This window comes from Enterobacter sp. SCRI0065 (assembly GCF_059766475.1).
The window spans coordinates 720328-736218 of record NZ_JCBAJB010000002.1; the positions used below are offsets into that span (position 1 = coordinate 720328).

A 15891-nucleotide genomic window follows, 5' to 3' on the forward strand; every position below is an offset into this window, starting at 1 on the left:
ACTCTATTCCTGGGCCAGAGAAGCGGTGTATTGTTCAGAGGCGTTACCGTAATCCGTAATACAACGCCAGCTTACGGAGGTGCCAGATGTGGTATCGGGTAAGGCGATTGGAACGCGAGCGTGAGGTCTGACCATGTCTGCTTTTACAAGCTTCGTTTTGCCTAATGACAGGCTGTCAAAGGTGCTGTGATAAGCGCTGTTGTTCACCACGATCAACTGTTCGGCATGACGGATAAATTTCAGGTTTTTGCACGCTTCACCCGGTGTTCCATTTAGACCCGTTGGTCGCCAGAAGAGCTTCAGGCGCGTTTTGTAGATCAGGCGTAGAACGTTTTTATCGTCATTTTCTTTTGCTGTTGCGGGGATGGTGCGTACGTTCAGGTAAAAGAGCGACTCGCTGTCGCCAGGCAACGCTGTTCCATTCCAGGCAATGCGGAGACTTTGTTCTTTTTCGGGATCGAGGCGAAATAGTGGTGGCGTGACGATAAATGGCCCTCGCGTTTTTCCGTCTCCGGTATCTGTCCACGACTGTACTAACCAGGGGAGTTCTTTATCCTTGTTGACCAACGGGAGTGCGATCTCTTTTTTGCTAGCATCATATACTATGCGCGTGCGACCAATTTGAATGCCTGCCGCATAGCTAAAGGATGTAAAAAACAAAGGAAGGCATATTATTATTTGCGAAAGAGTACGCATAAAAATCCCTGTTGAATAAACATGTAAAAAGAAAAGGTAATAGCCCGCAAGAAACGGGCCGTAATACTACTGACTTTTCAATATTCAATAATGGCTACCCAATTATTAATTATGGGTTTAATGAATGCTTCGAGTCTGATGATTAGCGGTAAAGAATATTCACCGTTAAGTCTGCATCCGCAGGGCCAGCAGTGACCGTTTTAGAAAAAGACTTATATCGGGCATTAAAATCAGCCTTAATAGTGTCTTCCTTTTTGGTGGGTAATTCGATTGAAACCTGCTCTTCTGTGCCATCCATCGCAATGAGTTGGGTGTTTTTGCCGTCAGGGCTAATGGCAATGCCAACGCCTGTTGCCGCTGTATCACCGTCAGTTGTGATTTTACTGACGTCCAACAACGTCGTGGAGGCAGCCTGCGTGGTTGGCCCGTTGAACGTCAACTGAACGGAAGGCAGACCATCACTTTTGAGCGGACAATCTGCTAGCGTGACGGAGAACGGCATTAACGTTGATTCTGTGCCAATATCGGTAAATAAGGATTTAGGATAGGTACCCAACGGCACTGTGCTATCGGTACCATTTTCACCGACAATCGTACAGCTTGGTTCGATAATTTGGCCGGTGAAATGAATAGTGCCAGCATTCATTTCACTGGCAAAAACCGAGGTTGATGAAAGTGCGAGAATAACACTCGCTATCGCTTTTTTCGTAACGTTCATTTTCGATAGTTCCTCCAGGAAAAATATTGCATTAAAAAGTACGCGAGCAGTAAGCAGAAGTATACATGGATATTAAACAGCAAAAAGAGGTGGTTTATAAGATATTAAATAATGTTGTTAAGTGTACCCGTTAAGAGTGGCGGCATAACAATTTGAAATTACATTCCTATGCGCTATTCATATATTCAAATATATATCCAATGTCTATTAGATGATCTTTTTTTGCTCAAAACAAATCAGTTCAAACGATGATAGTTAACTATTTATTATTAAAGTGTATTTTTTATTTTCTTTGGAATTAAATCCCACAGCATTGTCAATGTTAATTTTTGTATTTTTGGTACAGGGCTGGACTATTTTTTTTGTGAGTATATGTAACCCGATTTTTCAGTTGAACAGGGTAAAAAGGGGGCGTTATACGGGCTTTTCTGCCCATTGATTACGGCATGCTCTGGCATGATACCCGTGACGTAATGGGCAACGAGTGCGCACTGTGGCAGAAGACAGCGACGACAAAACAGAAGCCCCCACACCCCACCGACTTGAAAAGGCGCGTGAGGATGGGCAAGTCCCCCGATCCCGAGAATTGACCTCCCTGCTGATATTGCTCGTAGGCGTGTGCATCATCTGGTTGGGTGGGGAGACGCTCGCCCGTAAACTGGCGGGGATGCTCTCTGCCGGGCTGCGTTTCGATCACAGCATGGTTAACGATCCCAATCTCATTCTGAGCCAAATCATCCTGCTAATTAAAGATGCCATGATTGCCCTGTTGCCGCTGATCACAGGTGTAGTGCTGGTGGCGCTGATTTCCCCGGTGATGTTGGGTGGCCTGGTATTTAGCGGCAAATCGCTGCAACCTAAATTTTCAAAACTCAACCCGCTGCCCGGCATTGCGAAAATGTTTTCTGCGCAAACGGGAGCGGAGTTGCTGAAAGCAATACTCAAATCGACCCTGATGGGCAGTGCGGCAGGTTTCTATCTGTGGCACAACTGGCCCGAAATGATGCGCCTCATCAGCGAGTCCCCGCTCACCGCAATGAGTAACGCCATGGATCTGGTGGGATTCTGCGCGTTGCTGGTAGTGTTGAGCATTATTCCGATGGTGGGTTTTGACGTCTTCTTCCAGATCTTTACCCATATCAAAAAGCTGCGAATGTCACAGCAGGATATTCGCGACGAATACAAGCAGATGGAAGGTGACCCGCACGTTAAAGGGCGTATCCGCCAAATGCAGCGTGCCGCGGCGCGTCGACGCATGATGGAAGATGTGCCGAAGGCGGACGTTATCGTGACCAACCCGACGCACTACTCCGTTGCCCTCAAATACGACGAAAACAAAATGAGCGCGCCAAAGGTGGTGGCTAAAGGGGCAGGGCTGATTGCGTTACGCATTCGTGAAATTGGCGCAGAAAATCGCATTCCGGTACTGGAGGCACCGCCGCTGGCGCGTGCGCTCTACCGACATGCCGAAATTGGACAACAAATTCCAGGCCAGCTTTATGCCGCTGTGGCAGAAGTTCTGGCATGGGTATGGCAACTGAAGCGCTGGCGTCTGGCTGGCGGTCAACAGCCTGTTAAACCGAAAAATCTTCCGGTGCCTGATGCACTGGATTTTATGAACGAGAAGGACTCTGATGGCTAATCTGGTGGCAATGTTGCGCTTGCCGAGCAACATTAAATCGTCGCAATGGCAAATCCTTGCCGGGCCGATTCTCATCCTGCTAATTCTGTCGATGATGGTGCTGCCGTTGCCAGCATTCATCCTTGACCTGCTTTTTACTTTTAACATTGCGCTTTCCATCATGGTGTTGCTGGTGGCGATGTTTACCCAACGCACGCTGGAGTTTGCCGCATTTCCAACCATTCTGCTGTTTACCACGTTGCTGCGCCTGGCGCTGAACGTAGCCTCTACGCGTATCATCCTGATGGATGGTCATACGGGTGGTGCAGCGGCGGGTAAAGTGGTTGAAGCCTTTGGTCACTTCCTTGTTGGCGGTAACTTCGCCATCGGTATCGTGGTGTTTATCATCCTCGTGATCATTAACTTTATGGTCATTACCAAAGGTGCGGGGCGTATCGCCGAAGTTGGCGCGCGTTTTGTGCTGGACGGGATGCCGGGCAAGCAGATGGCGATCGATGCCGATCTGAACGCTGGGTTAATTGGCGAGGATGAGGCTAAAAAACGCCGTTCTGACGTTACGCAAGAAGCCGATTTTTATGGCTCGATGGATGGTGCGAGTAAGTTCGTGCGTGGCGATGCTATTGCCGGCATCTTGATCATGGTGATAAACGTAGTCGGCGGCCTGCTGGTCGGTGTTTTGCAACACGGCATGGACGTGGGGCACGCGGCGGAAAGCTATACGCTGTTGACCATCGGTGACGGCCTGGTGGCGCAGATACCGGCTTTGGTTATCTCCACCGCGGCGGGTGTTATCGTCACCCGCGTGAGTACCGATCAGGACGTGGGCCAGCAGATGGTCGGGCAGCTGTTCAGTAATCCAAACGTACTGATGTTGTCCGCTGCGGTTCTGGGCCTGCTGGGGATGGTCCCGGGAATGCCAAACTTCGTCTTCCTGCTGTTCACCGCCGCATTACTCGGCCTGGCCTGGTGGCTGCGCGGTAAAGATATCAAGCCTGCGGCAGAACCTGCTCCGGTCAAAATGCCGGAAAACACCCAGGCCGTTGAAGCTACGTGGAATGACGTCCAGCTTGAAGACTCCCTGGGGATGGAGGTGGGTTATCGTCTGATCCCGATGGTTGATTTTCAGCAGGACGGTGAGCTGCTCGGGCGCATTCGCAGCATTCGTAAAAAATTCGCGCAGGACATGGGTTTCCTGCCGCCGGTGGTTCACATCCGCGACAATATGGATCTGCCGCCCGCACGTTACCGCATCCTGATGAAAGGTGTGGAAATTGGCAGCGGCGATGCCTACCCTGGACGCTGGCTGGCGATCAATCCAGGGACGGCCGCAGGGACATTGCCTGGCGAACAAACTATCGACCCGGCCTTTGGGCTGGCGGCCATCTGGATTGAGAGCGCGCTAAAAGAGCAGGCGCAAATTCAGGGGTATACCGTGGTTGAAGCCAGTACCGTCGTCGCGACGCATCTCAACCACCTGATAGGACAATTCTCTGCCGAACTGTTTGGACGTCAGGAAGCGCAGCAACTGCTTGACCGCGTGACGCAAGAGATGCCAAAGCTGACGGAAGATCTGGTACCGAGCGTCGTCACGTTGACCACGCTGCATAAGGTCCTGCAAAACCTGCTTGACGAAAAAGTGCCGATTCGCGATATGCGGACCATTCTGGAAACGCTGGCGGAGCATGCACCGCTGCAAAGCGATCCGCATGAGCTGACCGCCGTTGTGCGCGTCGCACTGGGCCGCGCGATTACTCAGCAGTGGTTCCCGGGCTCGGGAGAAGTGCAGGTCATTGGGCTTGATACGCCGCTCGAACGCTTGCTATTGCAGGCATTACAGGGCGGTGGCGGGCTGGAGCCGGGTCTGGCGGATCGACTGCTGGCGCAAACGCAAGAGGCGCTAGGACGTCAGGAGATGCTCGGCGCACCGCCGGTGTTGCTGGTCAATCACGCACTGCGTCCACTGCTCTCTCGCTTCCTTCGTCGCAGCCTGACCCAACTGGTGGTGCTGTCGAATATGGAGCTGTCGGATAATCGTCAAATTAGAATGACGGCGACGATTGGAGGTAAATAATGCGCAAATGGCTATGGGTTTTATGGTTGCCACTTGCGGCGCAGGCCGCGGGTGATGGTATGTGGCAGGCCAGCAGTATCGGCATTACGTTGAGCAACCGTGGCGTGGCGGCTTCGTCGCGCCCTCTGGCGTCGGCTGAACCGGTTTCAGGACTGATGACGCTGGTGGTCTGGCGTTATCAGCTGATTGGCCCAACGCCTGCTGGCCTGCGCGTGCGCCTGTGTTCGCAAACCCGATGTACCGAGCTTGACGGCGAAAGCGGCACCACCCATGCCTTCAATAATGTGCCCGCTATTGAGCCGCTGCGCTTTATCTGGGAAGTGCCGGGCGGTGGACGTCTGATCCCGGCGCTCAAAGTGCAAAGTAATTCCGTTATCGTTAACTACCGCTAGTTGCCTGCCTTTTCACCAGCCTTCAGTCTAATCTGACGGCTGGCTCGCAAAAATGACCCTGCCTTTTGATAGTAAAGAAACGCTGTTTTATAAATCGGTGACACGCGTACTGATTCTCTTTGCATTTTTGCCATTCGCCTGGTCGTGGTGGCAAAAACAGAAAGGTATCAACACAGCGATACTTTTACTGTAGCCGTGTAAAAACTCCCGGACGAGGTTTGCATACAGGGAGTCTCCCAAAACTTATAGGGTTGACGGCAATGAAAACACGTAAAATTGGACTCACAAATTACCTTGCTTATGGATCAGGCGATTTTCTTGGCGCGGGCACGACGGCGCTGACTGCTGCCTGGCTTTTGTACTTCTATACCACCTTCTGCGGACTTTCGCCTATTGAGGCGACATTCATCTTTGCGGCGGCCAGGGTGCTCGATGCGGTTGTTAGTCCGCTGATGGGCTTCTTAACCGATAACTTTGGTACTACCTGGCTCGGCAAACGCTTTGGCCGTCGTAAGTTCTTTATTCTGCTGGGTATTCCATTCGTGTTCAGCTACTCGCTGATGTGGGTGGGCGACATGAGCTTTTGGTATTATCTGGTCACTTACCTGGTGTTTGACATTGTCTACACCATGATTCTGGTGCCGTACGAAACGCTGGTCCCAGAAATGACCGACGATTTCAAACAGAAAACCAAATTCTCCGGGGCGCGCATTTCGATGGCGCAAATGTCGGCGATTCTGGCCTCCTTCCTGCCGGGCATTCTGCTGACGCATTTCGGTAAAGACAACGCGGTGTCCTTCTTCTATGCGAGCCTGGTGTTCTCCGTACTGTGCGCGGTGATGCTGACCTTCGTCTGGTTCTTCACCTGGGAACGTCCACGAGAAGAGTGGTCTGAAGCGGCGCTTCGTGCTGAAGAAGAGAAGAAAAAACTGAACCTGAGTCAGAGCCTCAACCGTCTGTTCGTTGAGCTCAGCTCTACGCTGCGCGTGAAGATTTTCCGCCAGCATCTGGGGATGTATCTTGGCGGCTATATCGCCCAGGACGTGTTCAACGCCGTGTTCACCTATTACGTGGTGTTCGTACTGATGCAGGAAGCCTCGATGGCGTCTAACCTGCTGGGAACAATGGCAATCTTCCAGTTCATCGCCGTTATCGCAATGATCCCACTCTGTATTCGCTTTGGACCAGCACCGTCTTACCGGATGGTGGTGGTGCTGTTTGGCCTGGCGTCAATCTCCTACGCTGTACTCTATTACGCAGGGCTGAGTGATGTGTATTCCCTTCTGCTGCTGGTTTCTGCCGTTGCAGGTCTGGGACGCGGTGGTATCAACTATGTTCCGTGGAACGTTTACACCTATATTGCCGATGTGGATGAAGTGATCACCGGGCAGCGTCGCGAAGGCATCTTCGCAGGCATCATGACCTTGACCCGTAAAGCCTCGCAGGCAGGTGCCATTATGCTGGTGGGGATTGTCATGCAGATGTCCGGCTTTGTGAGCGGTCAAAAAACACAGCCAGCGGAAGTGAGTCACACCATCCTGATGATCCTGAGCGTTGGTACCATTCTGGTGCTGTTCTGCGGCTTCCTGGTTTCGCTGCGCTTTAAACTCAATTTGCAAACCCACAGCACACTGCGCGAAGAGACGGCCAAAATGCGCGAATCAGGTCGGGCGATGCCAGACACCGCTACGCCGCAGGCGCGCGAAACGGTGGAACTGCTGGCGGGTATGCCGTACGAATCGCTGTGGGGCAACAACAACATTGGTTATCTGAATCGCAATAAGCCTGCTGCACCTTCGCTGAAGGATCGCGCGGTACTGAATTCGACTTATCACAGAGGTTAAGATTATGAAGGTGTGGCCTGTCAAACATAGCCCTTTACTGCGTCAGCCCGAGCATTTCATTGCCAGGGATGAACTGAAATCGCTGATTCAGAAGATGACGCACGGCCTGGTGAATATCCATGACAAAACGGGCGAATTTTTGCTGCGTCTCGACGATGGACGTGTGATTGACACTAAAGGCTGGTCGGGATGGGAATGGACGCACGGCGTCGGGCTATATGGTATCTGGCAGTATTATTGCCAGACCGGCGATGACGACATGCGTGACATCATTGACGGCTGGTTTGCCGATCGCTTTGCCGAGGGCGCAACCACCAAAAACGTGAACACCATGGCACCGTTCCTGACGCTGGCGTATCGCTACGAAGAGACGCGCAATCCCACGTATTTACCGTGGCTGGAAACCTGGGCTGAATGGGCAATGAACGACATGCCGCGCACCAGTCACGGTGGTATGCAGCACATTACCCTGGCAGAAGAGAACCCTCAGCAGATGTGGGATGACACGCTGATGATGACCGTCCTGCCGCTGGCGAAAATCGGCAAACTGCTGAACCGCCCGGAATACGTTGAAGAAGCGATCTATCAGTTCTTGCTTCACGTGCAGAACCTGATGGATCGTGAAACCGGGCTGTGGTTCCACGGCTGGAACTACGACGGGCAGCATAACTTTGCGAACGCCCGCTGGGCGCGCGGAAACAGCTGGCTAACGATAGTTATTCCGGACTTCCTTGAACTGGTGGATCTGCCGGAAAACAACGCCGTGCGACGCTATCTGGTCCAGGTGCTAAACGCGCAGATTGCCGCGCTGGCGAAGTGCCAGGATGAGAGCGGCCTGTGGCATACGCTGCTTGACGATCCTGATTCGTATCTGGAGGCGTCGGCGACGGCGGGGTTTGCATATGGGATCCTGAAAGCGGTGCGCAAACGTTATGTGGGCACGGAGTATGCTGAAGTCGCAGAGAAAGCCATTCGTGGGATTGTGAAAAACATCTCGCCGGAAGGCGAGTTACTGCAAACGTCGTTTGGTACAGGAATGGGCAGCAATCTGGAGTTCTACCGCCAGATCCCTTTAACATCGATGCCGTACGGACAGGCGATGGCAATTTTGTGTCTTACAGAATACTTACGGAAATATTTCTGAGGAGGCCCTACAAATTGCCGATTTGCACAATGTACGCCCTCTCCATTTTATAATCTGAACCCCATCAGCTGGAACAGATTCAGGTCAGACAGCAGGACTAAGTCCGGTAATTTACCGGGCTTAGTCCTCTCAGTCCCAACTTTATTCTTTCGGTATTACATACGCTCGACGGTTTCGATCCCTAAGGTATCCAGACCAAGCTTAAGCGTTTTTGCCGTGAGCTGTGCCAGCTTCAGACGGCTGTTGCGAATCTCTTCGCTTTCAGCGGTGAGAATAGGGCAGTGCTCGTAGAATCCTGAGAACAGACCAGCAAGGTCGTACAGGTAAGCACACATCACGTGCGGCGTCCCTTCACGCGCGACAACCGTCAAAGTCTCTTCAAACTGCAACAGACGTGCCGCTAACTGAGCTTCACGATCTTCGTTAATCACAACCGTGGCATTGGCCAACTGGCTTTCATCCATATTCGCTTTACGGAACACGGACAGCACGCGGGTGTAGGCATACTGCATGTATGGTGCAGTGTTGCCTTCGAAGGCCAGCATGTTATCCCAGTCGAAGATATAGTCGGTGGTGCGGTTCTTTGACAGATCCGCATATTTCACCGCACCGATACCGACAGCATTGGCCAGTTTTTCCAGCTCGTCGGCTGGCATGTCTGGGTTCTTCTCGGCGACCAAACGACGGGCGCGTTCCAGCGCTTCGTCCAGCAGATCGGATAGTTTGACCGTGCCGCCTGCGCGGGTTTTAAACGGTTTGCCGTCTTTACCCAGCATCATGCCGAACATGTGGTGTTCCAGCGGAACGGAATCAGGAACGTAGCCCGCTTTACGCACGATTGTCCACGCCTGCATCAGGTGCTGGTGCTGACGGGAATCGATGTAATACAAGACGCGATCGGCATGCAGTGTTTCGTAGCGGTATTTTGCACAGGCAATATCGGTGGTGGTGTACAGATAGCCGCCATCCTTCTTACGGATGATCACGCCCATCGGTTCGCCTTCCTTGTTTTTATATTCATCAAGGAATACGACCGTTGCGCCTTCGCTCTCCACCGCCAGTCCTTTGGCTTTCAGGTCTTCAACGATACCCGGCAGCATTGGGTTGTACAGGCTTTCGCCCATCACGTCATCGCGGGTCAGGGTCACGTTCAGACGATTATAGGTGAGCTGATTCTGGGACATAGTAATGTCGACCAGTTTGCGCCACATCTCGCGGAAGTACTCGTCGCCGCCCTGCAGTTTGACGACGTAGCTGCGCGCGCGCTCGGCGAAGGCTTCGTCTTCGTCGTAATGTTTTTTCGCTTCGCGGTAGAAACCTTCAAGGTCGGCCAGCGCCATTTCACCGGCATTTTCCTGCTGTTGTTTCTCTAAATAAGCAATCAGCATGCCGAACTGGGTGCCCCAGTCGCCGACGTGGTTGGCGCGAATAACGCGGTGGCCCAGGAACTCCTGCGTGCGTACTGCCGCATCGCCGATGATAGTTGAGCGCAGGTGGCCAACGTGCATCTCTTTCGCCACGTTTGGCGCGGAATAGTCAATCACAATGGTCTGTGCTGGCGGTTGGGTCACGCCCAGACGGTCGGATTTAAGCGCGGCATCAACGTGGGTTGCCAGGAACGCAGGCTCCAGGAAAATGTTGATAAAGCCCGGACCGGCAATTTCGGTTTTGCTGGCGATACCGCCCAGATCCAGATGAGTTAGCACCAGCTCAGCGAGTTGTCGCGGCGGCATGCCCAGTTTCTTGGCTACTGCCATCACGCCATTGGCCTGATAGTCGCCAAACTGTACTTTCGCTGACTGGCGAACCTGTGGTTCGCAATCCGCAGGCGCGCCTGCGGCAATCATTGCCTGACTGACTTTTTCGGAGAGAAGAGCCTGAATATTCACCTGGGTACCTTACATTTTTGACGCGAGTAAAAAGACCGCTCGCACCAGTTTGAGAATTTAGGGCGGGAGTATACTGCAAATGCCAACTGGCGTCAGCATTGCACCACCTCTGGAGCGTTTAGAAAACAGCCAGAGAAATAGTGCATAAACATGCAGTGATAAAATCCCGAAATCTACGGTTGGTTGGCAAGGCCCAACAGAGTAAATTAGCGGCTTTACAACATGAAAAGAGTATCCCCTATGGCGAACTGGCAAACCATTGACGAACTGCATGATATTTCCGCAGATTTACCTCGTTTCACTCAGGCGTTCACAGAACTTGCCACTCGTCTCGGGCTTGATATCACGCCGCTCGATGCCGATCACATTTCTTTGCGCTGCCATCAAAATGCGACGGCGGAGCGCTGGCGTCGCGGGTTTGAACAATGTGGCGAACTGTTGTCAGAAAACCTGATCAATGGTCGCCCCATTTGTTTGTTTAAACTGCATGAGCCGGTTTGTGTCGCGCACTGGCAGTTCAGCGTGGTGGAATTACCCTGGCCTGGTGAAAAGCGTTATCCGCATGAAGGCTGGGAACATATCGAAATTGTCCTGCCGGGCGAGCCTGATGCGCTGAATGCGCGTGCGTTGGCCTTGATGTCTGACGATGGGCTGAGCCAGTCGGGCATCTTTGTCAAAACCAGTTCTCCCAAAGGGGAGCGTGAACGTTTGCCGAACCCAACGCTTGCCGTCACGGACGGTAAGGTAACGGTTAAGTTTCATCCATGGACTATCGAGCAAATTGTTGCCAGTGAAGAGTAGGCCGCAACAGTTTGTGAACTCACGCTGAGTTGGCAACTTTACGGCATGGCATGATGGCGTGTTGATGTGGATTTTAAGGAGGATGACTTGGCGATTCTGGAGATTTGCTGTTACAGCAAGGAGTGCGCGCTTACCGCACAAAAGTACGGTGCGGACCGCGTTGAACTCTGCGCCGCGCCGAAAGAGGGTGGATTAACGCCATCCTATGGCGTGCTTAAGTCGGTACGTGAGGCCGTGACGATCCCGGTGCACCCGATTATTCGCCCGCGTGGGGGGGATTTTTGCTATAGCTCCGATGAATTCAGCGCCATGCTGGAGGACGTTGCTCTGGTGCGCGACCTTGGTTTTCCGGGGCTTGTGATTGGCCTGCTGGACAAAGATGCCAGGATCGATATTGCACGTATGCGCCACGTTATGACTGCTGCAAAAGGAATGGCGGTGACGTTTCATCGGGCCTTTGATATGTGCGTTAATCCATTGCAAGCTTTTGATAATCTTGCAGAGTTAGGGGTTGCACGTATCCTGACATCGGGTCAGCAATCGTCGGCGGAAAAAGGAATTAAATTAATTACGGAACTAAAAGCACATTCAGGTGTTCCAATAATTATGGCGGGTGCGGGTGTCCGTGCCAGCAATCTGGAAATGTTTATCAACGCAGGGGTTGAGGAGCTTCATAGCTCTGCTGGCAAATGGACGCCTTCACCCATGCGTTATCGCAATACAGGGTTGTCAATGTCGACAGATGCCGAAGCGGATGAGTACTCCCGCTACGGTGTAGATGGAGAGTCGGTTGCGGTAATGAAATCGATAATAGAGCGTCATCACGTGTAGCAACGTAGCGATTTTTACCGCGCATCATCTTGCCCAATATGATGCTTGCTTGTACCAGGCCCCTGCAATTTCAACAGGGGCCTTTTTTTCAGCTGTACACTTCTGGTCGCCGCGTCGATTAAGGCTTGGTGGCGATCAATACCGCACGCATTGGTGCTGGATACCCTTCAATCGTTTTTGTGCTGTCATTCGGATCGAGGAATTCGGCCAGAGACTCGGTTGTTAGCCAGTCGGTACGACGCTGTTCTTCAGTAGATGTTACGGACACATCAGCGATACGCACATCAACAAAGCCACACTTCTCCAGCCAGTTTTTCAGCGCCGGGGCTGAAGGGATAAAATAGACGTTACGCATTTGCGCGTAGCGATCGCCCGGTACCAGAACCGCATTTTCATCGCCTTCAATCACCAGCGTTTCCAGAACCAGTTCGCCACCGCTGACTAACTGATCTTTCAACTGCCACAGATGTTCGAGCGGCGAGCGACGGTGGTAGAGAACACCCATCGAAAATACAGTGTCAAAAGCGGCCAGGGCCGGTAACTGTTCGATGCCCAGCGGCAGCAGGTGTGCGCGCTGGTCGTTACCCAGCAATTTACGAACCGCTTCGAACTGGCACAGGAACAACTGCATCGGATCGATACCGACGGCCAGATGCGCACCCGCGCCAATCATGCGCCACATGTGATACCCACTGCCGCAACCGACGTCGAGGATGGTACGACCGGTAAGATCGGAAAGATGCGGTAGCACCCGATCCCACTTCCAGTCGGAACGCCATTCGGTATCGATATTCAGCCCGTACAGCGAAAACGGCCCTTTGCGCCACGGCATAAGATTACGCATCAGCTTATCGAGACGAATCATCTGACCTTCGCTGAGCGGCTCTTCGCTTTCGGCGGTGACGCTGTGCAGCAGGTCGAGTTTATAAGGCGTCATTTCCGGCAAAAATTCGACGGCGTTGCTCCACTGCTTAAACTGACCGTGCAGTTGCTCGCGTTGCCAGGCGGCAACCTGACCCGGTAGCGTTTCTAGCCAGTGGGATAGATGGTTTTTGGCGATAAGTTGATAAAAATTACTGAACTCAATCATGCCTTACCGCCTTTTAACGCGACCAGTGAACCGAAGTTAAAGCACTGGAACCACAATTCACTGTGTTCAAAACCTGCCTTATGCAGACGGGCTTTATGTGCTTCAACCGAGTCGGTCAGCATCACGTTTTCCAGCATGCTGCGTTTCTGGCTGATTTCCAGCTCGCTGTAGCCGTTGGCGCGTTTGAAGTCATGATGCATGTTGAATAACAGCTCACCCATGCTGGTATCTTCGAAACTGAATTTTTCTGATAGCACCAGCGCGCCGCCGGGGTTGAGGCCTTGATAGATTTTATCCAGCAACAGCTGGCGGTCTTCAGGCTCCAGAAACTGCAAGGTAAAATTCAGCACTACCATCGAGGCATTTTCGATCTCAATGTGGCGAATATCACCCTCAATCACCTCTACCGGGGTTGGCGCTTTATAGGCGTCAAGATGACGGCGACAGCGTTCTACCATGGCCGGAGAATTATCAACGGCGATGATTTTGCAACCGTCATGGTGCACGTTACGACGAACGGACAGCGTTGCCGCTCCCAGCGAACAGCCCAGGTCATAGACCTGCGTGCCGGGCTGAACGAAACGCTCAGCCAGCATGCCGATCATGGAGATAATATTGGAATAACCTGGAACAGAGCGCTGGATCATATCCGGGAAGACTTCGGCTACCCGTTCATCAAAGGTCCAGTCGCCCAGGCTGGCGATAGGCGCGGAAAAAAGCGTGTCGCGATCAGACATAACGTAAAAATCCGGGAAAAATAAAGTGGCGTATTGTGCGCTAATGGAAAGAGAAAACCAACTCCCACGGCATATACCACAGGTTGGCCAGCACCATTAGCAACAGCGAGCACCACGTTGCGCTCATGCCGGAACGACGCCACCGGAATAAGCGGTGGTGAAAGCCGTAGTAATGCATTAAACGTCCGGCGATCAACAGCAGTCCGCAAACGTGGACCATCCAGGTTTCGGCACCGTCCATTTCCATCAGCAGTAACAGTATCAAGGCAACGGGAATATATTCCACCGCATTGCCGTGAACACGAATCGCGCTTTGCAGCTCAGAAAACCCACCGTCACCATACGAAACGCGGTATTGCATTCTCAGGCGCACAACATCGAACGAAAACTTAATCAGCAGTAATGCACCTAAGACGGCATACAGCGCGCTGACCATACAAACTCCCTGTTTTTGGCAGATGGCACTTCTATGATAGGGGCTGATTTCAGAAAAGAGAAGATTGTTGTGGGATGGCAGGGGCCGGTCCGAGTGACGGAACCGCAGCCTGCAAGGCTTGCCAAAGAGCATCGACCAGTTCAGGTGCCTGAGCGATATCAGGAGTATGCAAAAAGAGGTACGGGGTGGTGGTTTGCTCCCATTTCGGCAACGTTTGCAGCCATACGGCAAATAAATCACGATTTTGCTGCATATTATCGCTGCCGATAAACCTCACCATCGGATGATTCGCCGTGACAATGGCATGCACAGGCACTTTAGGCTTTTTGCGTTGCGCATCAATAATCGCTTCGTTATGCGCAATGGCGCTGTGAACTGGCCGACTGTCAAGGATGACTCGGTTTACGCCGCGTTCGAGCAGGCCCCGATTGAACGTTTTCTCCGCTTCGCCTTTGGTAAAAAATTCCTGATGTCGCACTTCAACGCCGTAGCTAAAATCGCGCGGCAGGGCATCAAGGAAGTGCCACAGCGCAGGGAGATCGCGCGGGCCAAAGGTGGCAGGTAATTGCAGCCAGTACTGGCCGATACGGTTTGCAAGCGGCGACAGGCGCTCGAAAAATTCCTGAGTGAGATCGTCACAGTTGCGCAAAGCCGCATTGTGGGAAATGGTTGCCGGGAATTTAAAACAAAAGCGAAAGTCATCGGTGGTTTGGTCACGCCAGCGCTCGACAATTTCCGCCCTCGGCAGGGCATAGAGCGTGGTATTTCCCTCAACGCAGTTAAAGTGTCGAGCGTATTCTTCAAGGCTGGTGATGCCAAGGCGCACCCATTTCGGGTGCGACCATTGGGGCAGGCCCAGATACATCATAGCGCGCGTAAAATCTCATCAGTGGTGCGCACGCGACCGATGCGCGGGAAGATGTTCGTCATGCTGCCCTGGTGTTGCTCAGCGGAGGCCGCACTACAGGCATCTTCGGCAATGACCACATTAAACCCAAGCTCCCAGGCGTTCCGCGCCGTGGATTCCACGCCGATATTGGTAGAGATCCCGCACAGAATAATGGTGTCGATTCCGCGACGGCGAAGCTGTAACTCAAGGTCGGTGCCATAGAAAGCGCCCCATTGACGTTTGGTCACTTCGATATCGCTATCCTGTTTACCGAGTGAAGCAGGATAGGTCCACCAGTTGTCCGGTAGAGCGGAGGCAGGCGACTGGGCGTCGACCGGCTGCTTTAGGGCTTCGGCAAAATCAGCCGACCAGCCAACGCGTACCATGACGACAGGCGAAGCGTTCTCACGGCACTTTTCGGCCAGTCGCGCGCTGCGGCTGACAACGTTATCAGCCGTATGGGGACCTCCGGCGAAGGGCAGAATCCCTTCCTGCAAATCAATCACGACAAGCGCGGTTTTGGTGGCATCAAGTGTAAACATGGTAACTCCAGTCAAATGAATAGCTTCGGCTACACCATACGACGATAAAGGCTGTTGAAGATCGGATAATTTTGTTAATTTTTGTGAGAATGCGCAATAAGAGCGCAGCAATCGCGCGTCTGGCGCGCTTCTCTCTTATCGTACGGCGGAATTTCCAGTATAATAGCCG

15 protein-coding genes are annotated in these 15891 nt (G+C 52.6%); 7 read left to right on the forward strand and 8 right to left on the reverse strand.

The features are described from left to right. Positions 1-3: 3 nt before the first annotated feature. On the reverse strand, positions 4-696 hold the full coding sequence (locus AC6EMZ_RS09275) for a fimbrial biogenesis chaperone (RefSeq protein ID WP_498402141.1): 693 nt from the start codon (positions 694-696) through the stop codon (positions 4-6). A gap of 142 nt (positions 697-838) precedes the next feature. Next, on the reverse strand, positions 839-1414 hold the full coding sequence (locus AC6EMZ_RS09280; RefSeq protein WP_498402142.1) for a fimbrial protein: 576 nt from the start codon (positions 1412-1414) through the stop codon (positions 839-841). A gap of 493 nt (positions 1415-1907) precedes the next feature. Between AC6EMZ_RS09280 and flhB the strand changes: the two genes are divergently transcribed. From flhB to bglB, 5 genes are all read left to right on the forward strand, one after another. Continuing rightward, positions 1908-3056: a flagellar biosynthesis protein FlhB gene (flhB, locus tag AC6EMZ_RS09285; RefSeq protein WP_498402316.1), complete on the forward strand. Its 1149-nt coding sequence runs from the start codon at positions 1908-1910 to the stop codon at positions 3054-3056. Continuing rightward, positions 3049-5127, forward strand: a complete 2079-nt coding sequence (gene flhA, locus AC6EMZ_RS09290; RefSeq protein ID WP_498402143.1) for a flagellar biosynthesis protein FlhA — start codon at positions 3049-3051, stop codon at positions 5125-5127. The genes flhB and flhA overlap by 8 nt, the downstream gene beginning before the upstream one ends. Continuing rightward, on the forward strand, positions 5127-5519 hold the full coding sequence (gene flhE, locus AC6EMZ_RS09295; RefSeq protein ID WP_498402144.1) for a flagellar protein FlhE: 393 nt from the start codon (positions 5127-5129) through the stop codon (positions 5517-5519). Before flhA ends, flhE begins: the two co-directional genes overlap by 1 nt. A gap of 260 nt (positions 5520-5779) precedes the next feature. Beyond that, complete coding sequence (locus AC6EMZ_RS09300) at positions 5780-7363, forward strand: MFS transporter (RefSeq protein ID WP_498402145.1); 1584 nt, start codon at positions 5780-5782, stop codon at positions 7361-7363. Positions 7364-7367: 4 nt separating this feature from the next. Continuing rightward, entirely contained in the window at positions 7368-8507 is a 1140-nt protein-coding gene (bglB, locus tag AC6EMZ_RS09305) for a beta-galactosidase BglB (RefSeq protein WP_498402146.1), read from the forward strand. A 155-nt stretch (positions 8508-8662) separates the two neighbouring features. Here bglB and argS read toward each other — a convergent pair whose 3' ends face one another. After that, entirely contained in the window at positions 8663-10396 is a 1734-nt protein-coding gene (gene argS, locus AC6EMZ_RS09310) for an arginine--tRNA ligase (protein WP_498402147.1), read from the reverse strand. A gap of 240 nt (positions 10397-10636) precedes the next feature. Between argS and AC6EMZ_RS09315 the strand changes: the two genes are divergently transcribed. Continuing rightward, the gene (locus tag AC6EMZ_RS09315; protein WP_498402148.1) at positions 10637-11197 is read left to right on the forward strand and encodes a VOC family protein; all 561 of its coding nucleotides are present in this window, start codon (positions 10637-10639) and stop codon (positions 11195-11197) included. An 87-nt stretch (positions 11198-11284) separates the two neighbouring features. Then, the gene (gene cutC / locus AC6EMZ_RS09320) at positions 11285-12028 is read left to right on the forward strand and encodes a copper homeostasis protein CutC (RefSeq protein WP_498402149.1); all 744 of its coding nucleotides are present in this window, start codon (positions 11285-11287) and stop codon (positions 12026-12028) included. A 118-nt stretch (positions 12029-12146) separates the two neighbouring features. Here cutC and cmoB read toward each other — a convergent pair whose 3' ends face one another. The 5 genes from cmoB to AC6EMZ_RS09345 are packed head-to-tail and all read right to left on the reverse strand — an operon-like array spanning position 12147 to position 15722. Beyond that, positions 12147-13118: a tRNA 5-methoxyuridine(34)/uridine 5-oxyacetic acid(34) synthase CmoB gene (cmoB, locus tag AC6EMZ_RS09325; protein ID WP_498402150.1), complete on the reverse strand. Its 972-nt coding sequence runs from the start codon at positions 13116-13118 to the stop codon at positions 12147-12149. Beyond that, entirely contained in the window at positions 13115-13855 is a 741-nt protein-coding gene (gene cmoA / locus AC6EMZ_RS09330) for a carboxy-S-adenosyl-L-methionine synthase CmoA (protein WP_498402151.1), read from the reverse strand. The genes cmoB and cmoA overlap by 4 nt, the downstream gene beginning before the upstream one ends. Before the next feature lie 40 nt (positions 13856-13895). After that, a complete protein-coding gene (locus AC6EMZ_RS09335; RefSeq protein ID WP_498402152.1) occupies positions 13896-14291 on the reverse strand; it encodes an MAPEG family protein in 396 nt (131 codons plus the stop codon). Between the two features lie 49 nt (positions 14292-14340). After that, the gene (locus AC6EMZ_RS09340; protein WP_498402153.1) at positions 14341-15159 is read right to left on the reverse strand and encodes a DUF72 domain-containing protein; all 819 of its coding nucleotides are present in this window, start codon (positions 15157-15159) and stop codon (positions 14341-14343) included. Further along, complete coding sequence (locus AC6EMZ_RS09345; protein ID WP_498402154.1) at positions 15156-15722, reverse strand: hydrolase; 567 nt, start codon at positions 15720-15722, stop codon at positions 15156-15158. The genes AC6EMZ_RS09340 and AC6EMZ_RS09345 overlap by 4 nt, the downstream gene beginning before the upstream one ends. Between the last annotated feature and the right edge of the window lie 169 nt (positions 15723-15891).

Coding starts and splice junctions, on each gene's coding strand:
- AC6EMZ_RS09275 (WP_498402141.1), bottom strand. CDS start 696: ATGCGTACTCTTTCGCAAATAATAATATGCCTTCCTTTGTTTTTTACA.
- AC6EMZ_RS09280 (WP_498402142.1), bottom strand. CDS start 1,414: ATGAACGTTACGAAAAAAGCGATAGCGAGTGTTATTCTCGCACTTTCA.
- flhA (WP_498402143.1), top strand. CDS start 3,049: ATGGCTAATCTGGTGGCAATGTTGCGCTTGCCGAGCAACATTAAATCG.
- flhE (WP_498402144.1), top strand. CDS start 5,127: ATGCGCAAATGGCTATGGGTTTTATGGTTGCCACTTGCGGCGCAGGCC.
- AC6EMZ_RS09300 (WP_498402145.1), top strand. CDS start 5,780: ATGAAAACACGTAAAATTGGACTCACAAATTACCTTGCTTATGGATCA.
- bglB (WP_498402146.1), top strand. CDS start 7,368: ATGAAGGTGTGGCCTGTCAAACATAGCCCTTTACTGCGTCAGCCCGAG.
- AC6EMZ_RS09315 (WP_498402148.1), top strand. CDS start 10,637: ATGGCGAACTGGCAAACCATTGACGAACTGCATGATATTTCCGCAGAT.
- cmoB (WP_498402150.1), bottom strand. CDS start 13,118: ATGATTGAGTTCAGTAATTTTTATCAACTTATCGCCAAAAACCATCTA.
- cmoA (WP_498402151.1), bottom strand. CDS start 13,855: ATGTCTGATCGCGACACGCTTTTTTCCGCGCCTATCGCCAGCCTGGGC.
- AC6EMZ_RS09335 (WP_498402152.1), bottom strand. CDS start 14,291: ATGGTCAGCGCGCTGTATGCCGTCTTAGGTGCATTACTGCTGATTAAG.
- AC6EMZ_RS09340 (WP_498402153.1), bottom strand. CDS start 15,159: ATGATGTATCTGGGCCTGCCCCAATGGTCGCACCCGAAATGGGTGCGC.
- AC6EMZ_RS09345 (WP_498402154.1), bottom strand. CDS start 15,722: ATGTTTACACTTGATGCCACCAAAACCGCGCTTGTCGTGATTGATTTG.